We start from the raw sequence: 9,304 nt of genomic DNA, 5'->3' as shown, positions 1-9,304 counted from the left end.
TCCCGGGGCAGGAACAGCCGCCAGTTCAGCGGGCACGAGGCCGTGTCCGAGACGGCGTGCACGCTGACGGCGACCTGACAGTCAGCCTGCTTGCCCAACGCACCGCAGTACTGGGGAGCGACACCGACCGACATTCTTCCGTCCTTGGGAAACGACACGTCATCGACCGCCCAGGCATCCGGGCCGATCCGCGGCACCAGCCGCTCAGCGATACGTCGCCGCACCGGCACCGGATCCCAGGTGGACTGGTTCACGAACTGCTGCAGGTTCTGCTCGTTGCCGTCCGGCAGCCGCGAGGCCATGGCCTGGATGGACTTTCGGCGACCGTCCATCATCAGTCCCCGCAGATAGCAGTCGCCCTTGGCCCGCTGGTCCTTGCGCGGTATCGAGGCGAACACGTCCGCCACGAACAACGCCAACGTCGCCCGAACACGATTGACTTCATGTGCGTCCATACAGTCCTCATGCCCCTGAACACTGCAGGGCAGACAGACCTAACGGAGTCCTACTAGCGCCTCGATCACAGGTGAAGACCGCCGTCACATCAGGTGGTTGCCTGGCGTCGTGCAGCGTGCCGTACTCACCGAACTGAGCATCGGCCGGACGTGAATCCAGTCCTCCGCGTCCACAGGTGCGCACTTCCTCCTGCGGTACCTGGAGGTCGCTTGCGGCGCAGCAGGCAGGCTGACTGCCGGGAGCGGCGGTGTGTGAGTACGTGCGCCTGCGCAGGTGAGTACGCGACCCGATGCCCCGGCCCTGCGGTGGTGATGGGCTGGTCGCATGCTTCCCGACGACGTGCGACCGAACGAGGTGCAATCGCGCCTTGCCCACCAGACGTGGTGGAAGGCGCCTCTTGTGGCGTCCCTTCTAGGCCTGCCGTTCCTCGTGCTGGAGTACGCATGGTTTCGGTCCGAGGACGGCATCGGCGCCTTCGGAGGAGTGTTCTACTGGTCGGTCGGCTTGCTCGCCCTGTCCTGGGCACCGCCGTACCGCCGGTCCCTGCGGACACCACGCGTGCTGGCGGCCGGCGCCGGGCTCGGGTGCGTCCTCCTGCCGATGCTGTTCGCGCTGGCACTGGGCGCGGCCCTGGCCTGGAGCTGAGCGGACCAGGTGCGGTCCCTGAGACACGCGGTCCCAAGTCCAGGCGCGCACCGGATCTGCCGGAACGGTTCGGCCCGTGGAAGACCATATATGAGCGCCATCGGCTCTGGTCCGCCGATGGCACCTGGGAGCAGCTGTTCCAGCAGGTCCAGGCCGCCGCCGACGCCGACGGCGCGATCAGTACTGGCACGACGCATCGGGCCGACTTCGCTGGCGGCAAGCGAAATCGACCCGAGACAGGGCCAGTCGGAGGAAGACCGGGCAACGGAACACCGGCAAACCCTCGGCGGACGGCCGGCCGGATCCTGAATCGGCGCGGGCGCCGTGGTCGACGATGGAGATCGTCACTCCGCACGATCCTGAGGCCCGGCTACAGCCAGAAGGTCACCGCGGCCGACCAGCGTGACTGGATCGGCTATCGCGATCACCAGACCGAGACCTGCGACGAGTCCAGCCCGAACGTCATCGTCCAGGTCGTCACCCGCCCGGCACCACAGCAGGACATCGACGCCCTCGGCGACATCCACAAGCAACTGACGCACCAGGGCTTTCAGCCCCTGGAGCACGTCGTTGACGGCGGGTATGTCACTCCGGACGGCATCCATCAAGCCTCCGTGAAATGGCGTATCCCGTTGCTCGGCCCGGTCCGCGACGACCCGCAGTCCGCCCAGCGGCCGGGCTTCACGAAAGAGGACTTCCACATCGACTGGGACACCCGCACCGTCACCTGCCCCAACGGTATTACCAGCCCGTCCTGGAAACCCACCCTGGGCGACGGACATCCCCGGCTGTCTGTCCTCTTCCCACGCAGGGCATGCCGGGAATGCGACGACCGCGTGAAGTGCACGGGCAATGTCGATGGCAAAGGACGCCACAACCCTCCTCCTGCCAGAAGCCCAGCAGAAGATCCAGACACACGTCAGGAGAGACCAGAAAACCAGCAACTGGCAGCAGCGGTATGCCATCCGGGCGGGCTGCGAAGCAACGGCGTCTGAAACGGTCCACGCTCACGGCCTGCGTCATTGCCGCTACCGCGGCCTGGCGAAGACACACGTCCAACACGTGCTCACAGCCGCCGGAACCAACCAACGGCTCTGCCAAAGGCTGACAGCCTAGAGATCACCAACAGCATCCTTGAACTGGGCCAGAGTCGACCCTCCTCCTCATTTGGTGTGGTCTTGGAAGATGTGGGGAGGGTGGGGAGTACGAGCACGCGTGAGGGGGCGCCGACCGTCAGGTCGGCGCCCCCTGGAGAATCGGTGGCGGACAGGTGACGTCGCTGCTTGCGGCCCTGGGGTGCGTCGAAGCGGAGTGCAGGCAGTTGCGGGTTGCAGCAGATTCCAACACCTCCCGCTCCGCAGCGAGTTGGCGACCGGTGCGGGTGCGGTGTGGATGTTTGGGCGGCGGCGACAGTTCGGGCAGTAGGGGCGGTGCCGCGCCTGCCCCGGGCTCCGCGGCGAGCCGCAACACTGCCGTGCCAGTCCTCGCCGTACAGGGCGCCGTTCAGTGCGGTGCGCCCCGGCGAGATGCTCTTTTATCCGGCCGCTGCCCGAGTTACCGGCCACATCCGGGCGCGGGGTACGGGGCGGGCTGCGGCGGGTGCAGGGGCTGGTTGTACTGGTAGCCGCCCCACGTCGCCACGGCGGTGGCCTGCGAGTTGGCCACCGCGGTGCCACCTCCCACAGCGACGGCGGTTGCCTGTGAGTTGGCCACGGCGATGATCTGTGGAGGGGCGCCGTAGCCGTCGGCGAAGGTGATACCGGCGCCGAGGGCGGACAGTCCTGCGACGGCTGCGGCTACGACGGCGGCACGCTGGATCCTGCGCATGATGCGACCCTTCCTTACCCGGGCTCGGAGCCCCGGATCAAAGCAAAATGGGCGTATATGTACACTTCATGGCTATTTTTAATCAATGGCTTTCTCTGTGCCATGGAGGCTCGCCGCGCTCATCACCTCCGCGGAACAACGTCCTTGCCACCGGAACGCCCACAAGAGGGTTCTGCTGCGTTCGACCGCGGGTGCACGGCCCTCGCGCAGTACCGGGAGCGTACGGGCTCCGTAGGGCCCGTCAGCCGCTCCCACACCGAGACCCTGCCGGACAGCAGTGAGGTCGAACTCGGGGTGTTCCTGTCCAACACCGAGACCGGGCGGGCGAGGCTGAGTGAGGAGCAGCTTCAGCGGCTGGCCGCCTTGGACTGGAGTGGGCTGCGCGGGCCCCGGCCACGGAATGAGGACAGGGCACCCGCCGCGTTGTGGGCCGGTCGGCAACTCGGCCGACACCCTGCTTCAGGGCTAGAGATCTTGGACGGCGCGCAGAGCCTGGTCCACCCGGGCCATGGCCGCAGCGTCGACGGGACCGACGAGCTTTGCCCCCTCGAACCTCGTGAGACGCAGTTGTGTGATGTTGACCGCGACCGCAGTGCACGGGATCGGGTCGCCGATCACCACCGACATGGCCGTGTCCGGGTAGCGGCCGCTGTCGTGCAGCACGATCACGAGGACAGCGCCGTACGACTCCTCCAGGCCGGTCAGGCTGATGATCAGGACGTTACGGCCGTCAGGGAGGGCCCAGATGTCACCACGGTTCACAGGGTGTCGCCCTCGCCCGCCAGGTCGTCGCCGAGGCCGAGCGCGGCGAGCTGCTTCGCGGCGTCGAGGGTGGCGGCGCGGCGGGCCGCGCGCACGACGTACGCGTTCACGCTCATACCGGCCGCGGCCGCGGCTGCCCTGATCGAGGGGGCAAGATCATCCGGGATACGCAGGGTCATCGTGGTGACAGACACGGTTGCAAGGATAGACACCACTTCCGGTGGCGTACATCGGTTGCGATCGGGACGCCACCAGCGCCGAGCCGCGCGAACCGGGCCCCACCCTGCGCCACAGGCCCGGGGCAGATGCCGCTTGACCTCTCGCAGCAAAGATTGAGCATTCTCACCGAACATTAAGTACGGGCACGCCGCTGGTCAGACAGTCCGTTGCGCCTGTCCGTTCTCACTGGTCCTTTCAGAGTCTCATCGTGTTGCGCGCAGATCTGGCGAAGTCTCAGGCGGCGGCCTGGCTGACGGCCCGACTGGCCCCATTTACACCAGTCTGGGCTGATGTGAGTCTCATCGGGGTTGGCGTTTCTCATCGATGTCTACCGAGGTCGAGGTGATCATGACCATGCCCGACGCCTGCGCATGCCGAGTTCAGGGCGTTTGCGGGAGCGTGGACGTGATTCCGGCCGTACCGATGAGTTTGGTGCGGATCCGCAGTCGATACCCCTGGATCCACCGACAGCGGTGGGCCTGTGCGGGATATGTTCCAGCGCAAGAGGGAGCACATGGGGGCAGTGATGAGCGTCGACTACTCCGAGCAGGAGCGCACCATCCGGACCGGCGAGCAGGGGACGCGGGTGAGCGGTCCCAGGGTGTTGGTGGCGGGGGCGAGCATCGCGGGACCCGCGCTGGCCCACTGGCTGCGCCGGCGGGGGGCCGAGGTGACCGTGGTGGAGCGGGCTCCCGAGCTGCGTCCCGGCGGGCAGGCGGTGGACGCGCGCGGGGTCGCCAAGGAGGTCATCGGGCGCATGGGGCTGGACGCGGCGATCCGCGCGGCGTGCACCGACACCGCCGGCGCGCACACCGTGGACGCGGACGGGCAGGTGCTGGAGACCTTCCGCGCGGACGACGACGGTGGCGACGGGTTCATCGCGGACATCGAGATCCTGCGCGGGGACCTGTCCCAGGTGCTCTACGACGACACCCGCGACGGCGTCGAGTACATCTTCGGCGACCGAATCGCCGAGCTCGCCCAGGATGCGGACGGGGTCGACGTGGTCTTCGCGGGCGGCGACCGGCGGCGCTTCGACCTGGTGGTCGGGGCCGACGGACTGCACTCGGAGCTGCGGGCGATGGTCTTCGGGCCGCATGAGCGGTTCCTCCGCCACCTCGGGCACGTGCTGGCCTTCTACAGTGTGCCCAACGAGTTCGGGCTGGACCGCTGGCTGCTCGAGTACCAGGACCAGGAGTCCGGGCGCTCAGCCCTCCTGCGACCCATCCAGGACGCCACCCGGGCGATGGCCATGTTCTACCTCGCTTCGGCTGACTTCGACGTCGACTACCGTGACGTCGCGGCCCAGAAGAGCCTGCTGCGTGAGCGGATGGCGGGCCTGGGCTGGCTGGCCCCGGGCATCCTCGCGCACCTGGACGACACCCCGGACTTCTACCTCGACCAGGTCGCCCAGGTGGTGATGGACCGCTGGTCGAGCGGACGGGTAGGGCTGCTCGGGGACGCGGCGTTCAGCTCGTCGCCGATGTCCGGGCAGGGCACCGGGCTGGCACTGGTCGGCGCCTACCTGCTGGCCGGAGAGCTGGCCGCCGCCGAGTGGGACCCCGACACCGGGTTCACCCGCTACGAGGCGCGGATGCGCTCGTTCGTCGAGGCCAACCAGGAGATCGGCCGATTGAACGCCCGCAGCCGCGACGTCCCCGGGCGAGACGCCGAGCCGCGCCCCGATTTCGCCAGCGAATGGTTCACCGAGCTGGTCGGGCGCGCGATCAACGGCATCGAGCTGCCCAACTACGCGGGGGCGCCGGACTCCGCAGCCCCGGCCGGATCGCCGATCACCTCGTCAGCCAAGCCGTAGGTGTCACATAACGTGTCGAGAAGGACCACGGTTCGGTAGGACACCGCCGGACGACCTCCGCTCATTCCGCATGGTGCGCGTTGGAGCGCCCGTTCGGCGACCACGCCACGTCCGATGAGGCGGTGTCGAGTCGGAAAGCCGACAAGATCGATGAGAATCCACTGCACGGGGTCTCAGTGGTTCTGCCACTTGCCTGGTCGGCGCTCACCGGAACTGACAAGACCATTGAGACATCGACCCCGTGACGTCCAAGCCCATTGATCCCCAGCCGGATTGCTCGCCCGTCTTGTCTCAAGGCAGCTGTCAGTGCGCAGCTCGCCGACGTGGCTCCCTGACACGATGGATGAGGACGGACAGCGCCCTCGGGGGCGTACACGCGGGCCAATCCAGTGCGCGGTGGGAGCCGTGCCGCTCGGAGCGCACGCCGACGCTCTCGCCCGCCAGGCGCCCACAACCTGTACGCCGATCCCGGTGAACACCTTCTCCGGGATGCCGACGGCGCGGACTTGCTTGAGCTTGGAGATCTCGTCCAGCAGCGAGTTGAGGCGGACGTTGCCCGGATGGGCCTTGATGTCCGAGAGCACCGACTCCACGTCGTCTTCGTCGTCCTGCGCGGTTGCGTCACCCTGGGCGGGACCGTCGCCGGTCAGGTCGGTGAAGACCAGCGCGTCCAGGCGGCGGGTGCAGCCCTCGGCCCGCGCCAGGCGGGCGGCGATCTCGGCGACGGCGCGCTCGTCGGCCTGGTGCAGCGCGGAGCGGATGATCGTGTCGACCTGAGCCGCGGTCGGCGGCTCGATCAGGTCCGCGCGCATCTGCCGGAGCAGTTCGGCCCGCACCTGCTCCTCGCGTCGTTCGTCGTGCCAGGTCGCGTCCACCAGGTGCGAGACGAGCTTGATCAGGTCGGTCTTGGTGCACTCGTGCCAGCCGGTCAGATCCCGAAGCTCGCTGCGGTGCCGCTTGGCTGCGCGGGAGGTGAAGTCGTAGAAGGCCAGCTCGGACGCGGTGACGCCGACCTGCTTGGCGACGTGCTCGACCGCGTCGGGCGGCAGCTCCAAGCGGATCCGGGGAAACCGGCCGCGCCAGGTCAAGAACTTGAGTGGAACGGCGAAGCCCAGCCGCGTGGCGCCGGTCTTGTTCCGTAGCCGGCCCGCCTCGTCGCTGGACAGGGTGAAGTGGTCCACCACCCCGTCCAGACCCAGATCCCGCCCCACAGCTCGGCCCCTTCCGCACGCCCCGTGATCAGCCTTCGGGCTGCAAGGTAGGGGCGCTGGTGTACGGCGGGCACGGGTATCGGCGAAGTACCCGAGAGGGACGGAGTGACCTGGTCCAGCTACCGGCCCTGCCTCAGGGAGGCGTCCACGCGCCGGTGCAGACGAAGACCGGCGCGGGCTGACTGCGCTGTTCTGGTGGGACGCCACCCCGTACGGAACCTTCCGGCTGGAGATGGATGAGCGCCTCGATCTGGGCTTTCGGTGCCCGGGCTACGAACGGTGCCGACCAGATCGGATCCGATGGCCTCGGGCTGATCAGCCGAGTGGGTAGTGCTGCAGAGCATGTTGCAGAGAACCCCATGCAGATGGTTCTCTGCAACAGAGCCTGTCGGTATGAGTGACGAAGTGGAACCAAGGGCGGCGGCCCAACACAAGCCTGTACGGCGCCTTGACGCCCGCAGCCTGCGAGGCCTGGCGCACCCATTGCGCATGAGCATTCTTGAGATGCTGAACCTCGACGGCCCGGCCACGGCCACGGGACTGTCGGTACGCCTCGGCGAGAACACCGGCACCGTGAGCTGGCACCTGCGGCACCTTGCCCAGCACGGGTTCATCGAAGAGGAGACGGGCCGCGGCACCAAGCGCGAGCGCTGGTGGCGAGTCGTCGAGGACACGAAGGTCCTGAAGACCGCTGAATTCCACGATGACCCCGACGCCAGGGGAGCCCTGTCGGTTTACATGCACGAGCTGGTGCAGCAGTACTTCAGCCGGGTCACGAGCTACCTGAGCGAGAACTGGGATGGCGATTGGCAGCGTGCCGGCACCATCTCCGACTGGCGGGACCTGCGGATGACGCCAACACAGCTCGAGTCTTTCAACGACGAGTTGATGGCCGTGATCGCGCGTCACACTCCCGCGCCCGGCGCGGAGGCAGCGCCGGGCGCGCTGCCGATCATCGTGCAGATCCAGTCGTTCCCCCGCAAAGAACGGGGAAACGGATGAGCCACGAGATACGTGGCAGTCTCCTGCGTCGGCATCGGGACTTTCGTCTGCTGTGGTGTGGAGAGACCACAGGGAAGTTCGGCACCTCCGTCACCGCCGTGGCGATGCCCCTGATCGCCGTCTCGACCCTGCACGCCAGTACATGGGAGGTCGGGTTACTGAGCGCCTCGGCCTGGCTGCCGTGGCTGGTCATCGGTCTCCCGGTCGGAGCGTGGGTGGACCGGGTGCGTCGCAGGCCCGTCATGCTGACCGCTGCTGCGGTGTCTTGCCTGCTGTTCTCCGTGGTTCCGGTCGCGGCGTGGACCGGTCATCTGAACGTTGGCCTGCTGGTGGTCATCGCGCTACTGACGGGCACTGCCGCCGTGTTCTTCCAGACCGCCTACACCGCCTACCTTCCCAGCATTCTCGCCCCCGAAGACCAACCCGAAGGCAACGCGAAGCTGCACGGCAGTGCGTCCGCCGCCCAGATCGCCGGTCTCGGTTCCGCCGGCCTGATCGGGCAGACGGTAGGCGTGGTCAACGCGATGTTCGCCAACGCGGCGACGTTTCTCCTCTCCCTCCTCTGCGTCGCGAGCATCCGCAAGCGCGAGCCACGCCGCGACAGGACGGCCGTCCGCTCCACGGCTCTGCTCGACGAAGTCGGTGAAGGCTTAAGACTGGTCGCCCGCGATCCCTGGCTCCGCACGCTGACGTTGTTCGGGGCCGCCTCCAACTTGGCCCTCATGGGCTATCAGTCGATCCAGGTGATCTTTCTTGTCCATACCGTGGGCCTGGCGCCCGGAGCGGTTGGCGGACTCATCGCAGCCGCCGGCACGGGAGGTATCGCCGGGGCATCCGTCGCGCGCCGTGTCGCCGGCCGGATCGGGACCGCCCGCGCGACGCTGCTGTTCGAGCTCGGGTTCGCGATCTTCGCGCTGCTCATCCCGGCCGCCTCTGCCGGAGCCGGGCTCCTCCTCTTCGTCATGGGCGGATTCTGCGTGTCAGCAGGCGTCGTGGCTGGCAACGTCATCAAGGCGAACTTCCAGCAACGTTACTGCCCGCCGGAGCTTCTCGGGCGTCTCACGGCGAGCACGGCTTTCCTCAACTACGGAACAATCCCGCTGGGCGCTCTGCTCGGCGGATGGCTGGGAACTGTCTTCGATCTCCGTACAGCCATGTGGATCACGACGGCTGGAGTGCCGCTGGCCGCACTCATCCTCCTCTTCTCCCCCATCGGGCGCTCTCGCGACTTGCCGATGGTCCCCCGCTCCAGGAGTGCCCCGGGGCAGAAACACCCCCGACCGTCGCCGTCACCGCAGTCGCCCTTAGCTTGACTCTGTCGGGGATCTTGGAGTTTCCCGGTGCGGCAGCGTGGTCAACGGGCATG

Annotated in this window: 12 protein-coding genes; 6 read left to right on the top strand and 6 right to left on the bottom strand. The window is 67.7% G+C overall.

Features of this window, described 5'->3' with window-relative positions; genetic code table 11:
* Window positions 1–455, bottom strand: a 455-nt coding sequence (locus IE277_RS45775) for an IS701 family transposase (RefSeq protein WP_189959949.1), incomplete at its 3' end; no start/stop codon positions are given.
* Window positions 456–855: 400 nt separating this feature from the next.
* Here IE277_RS45775 and IE277_RS45770 point away from each other — a divergent pair.
* The gene (locus tag IE277_RS45770) at window positions 856–1,101 is read left to right on the top strand and encodes a hypothetical protein (protein ID WP_189959948.1); all 246 of its coding nucleotides are present in this window, start codon (window positions 856–858) and stop codon (window positions 1,099–1,101) included.
* Between the two features lie 344 nt (window positions 1,102–1,445).
* Here the strand turns inward: IE277_RS45770 and IE277_RS45760 are convergent, their stop codons facing one another.
* Window positions 1,446–1,802, bottom strand: a complete 357-nt coding sequence (locus IE277_RS45760) for a hypothetical protein (RefSeq protein ID WP_373311018.1) — start codon at window positions 1,800–1,802, stop codon at window positions 1,446–1,448.
* Here IE277_RS45760 and IE277_RS48650 point away from each other — a divergent pair.
* Window positions 1,716–2,096, top strand: coding sequence for a transposase (locus tag IE277_RS48650; RefSeq protein ID WP_229882570.1), 381 nt, complete (start codon window positions 1,716–1,718; stop codon window positions 2,094–2,096). The two genes, IE277_RS45760 and IE277_RS48650, sit on opposite strands and share 87 nt — an antisense overlap.
* Entirely contained in the window at window positions 1,987–2,217 is a 231-nt protein-coding gene (locus IE277_RS50060) for a transposase (RefSeq protein ID WP_373311019.1), read from the top strand. The genes IE277_RS48650 and IE277_RS50060 overlap by 110 nt, the downstream gene beginning before the upstream one ends.
* A gap of 438 nt (window positions 2,218–2,655) precedes the next feature.
* Here the strand turns inward: IE277_RS50060 and IE277_RS45750 are convergent, their stop codons facing one another.
* The 3 genes from IE277_RS45750 to IE277_RS45740 form a co-directional block, all read right to left on the bottom strand.
* Window positions 2,656–2,928 (bottom strand): hypothetical protein, encoded by a 273-nt coding sequence (locus IE277_RS45750; protein WP_189959943.1) that lies wholly within the window; start codon window positions 2,926–2,928, stop codon window positions 2,656–2,658.
* Window positions 2,929–3,393: 465 nt separating this feature from the next.
* The gene (locus tag IE277_RS45745; protein ID WP_189959942.1) at window positions 3,394–3,690 is read right to left on the bottom strand and encodes a hypothetical protein; all 297 of its coding nucleotides are present in this window, start codon (window positions 3,688–3,690) and stop codon (window positions 3,394–3,396) included.
* Window positions 3,687–3,884 carry a toxin-antitoxin system HicB family antitoxin gene (locus IE277_RS45740; protein WP_229882569.1) on the bottom strand — a complete coding sequence of 66 codons (198 nt, stop codon included), beginning with the start codon at window positions 3,882–3,884 and terminating at the stop codon, window positions 3,687–3,689. The genes IE277_RS45745 and IE277_RS45740 overlap by 4 nt, the downstream gene beginning before the upstream one ends.
* A gap of 539 nt (window positions 3,885–4,423) precedes the next feature.
* Between IE277_RS45740 and IE277_RS45735 the strand changes: the two genes are divergently transcribed.
* Window positions 4,424–5,725 (top strand): FAD-dependent monooxygenase, encoded by a 1,302-nt coding sequence (locus IE277_RS45735; protein WP_229882568.1) that lies wholly within the window; start codon window positions 4,424–4,426, stop codon window positions 5,723–5,725.
* A gap of 173 nt (window positions 5,726–5,898) precedes the next feature.
* Here the strand turns inward: IE277_RS45735 and IE277_RS45730 are convergent, their stop codons facing one another.
* Window positions 5,899–6,936 carry a DUF4158 domain-containing protein gene (locus tag IE277_RS45730; protein WP_189959940.1) on the bottom strand — a complete coding sequence of 346 codons (1,038 nt, stop codon included), beginning with the start codon at window positions 6,934–6,936 and terminating at the stop codon, window positions 5,899–5,901.
* 393 nt (window positions 6,937–7,329) lie between these two features.
* On the opposite strand from IE277_RS45730, the gene IE277_RS45725 reads away from it, so the two are divergent.
* Both IE277_RS45725 and IE277_RS45720 read left to right on the top strand, forming a co-directional pair.
* Entirely contained in the window at window positions 7,330–7,938 is a 609-nt protein-coding gene (locus IE277_RS45725; RefSeq protein ID WP_189959938.1) for a winged helix-turn-helix domain-containing protein, read from the top strand.
* Window positions 7,935–9,251 carry an MFS transporter gene (locus tag IE277_RS45720; RefSeq protein ID WP_189959937.1) on the top strand — a complete coding sequence of 439 codons (1,317 nt, stop codon included), beginning with the start codon at window positions 7,935–7,937 and terminating at the stop codon, window positions 9,249–9,251. The genes IE277_RS45725 and IE277_RS45720 overlap by 4 nt, the downstream gene beginning before the upstream one ends.
* The last annotated feature ends 53 nt before the right edge of the window (window positions 9,252–9,304 follow it).

This window comes from Streptomyces alanosinicus, assembly GCF_014650595.1.
GTDB lineage: Bacteria > Actinomycetota > Actinomycetes > Streptomycetales > Streptomycetaceae > Streptomyces > Streptomyces alanosinicus.
This window is presented reverse-complemented; position numbering and strand designations above follow the sequence as displayed.

Excerpts from the sequence above, each read along its gene's own strand:
- IE277_RS45750 (WP_189959943.1), bottom strand. The coding sequence starts at position 2,928 with ATGCGCAGGATCCAGCGTGCCGCCGTCGTAGCCGCAGCCGTCGCAGGA.
- IE277_RS45735 (WP_229882568.1), top strand. The coding sequence starts at position 4,424 with ATGGGGGCAGTGATGAGCGTCGACTACTCCGAGCAGGAGCGCACCATC.
- IE277_RS45725 (WP_189959938.1), top strand. The coding sequence starts at position 7,330 with ATGAGTGACGAAGTGGAACCAAGGGCGGCGGCCCAACACAAGCCTGTA.
- IE277_RS45720 (WP_189959937.1), top strand. The coding sequence starts at position 7,935 with ATGAGCCACGAGATACGTGGCAGTCTCCTGCGTCGGCATCGGGACTTT.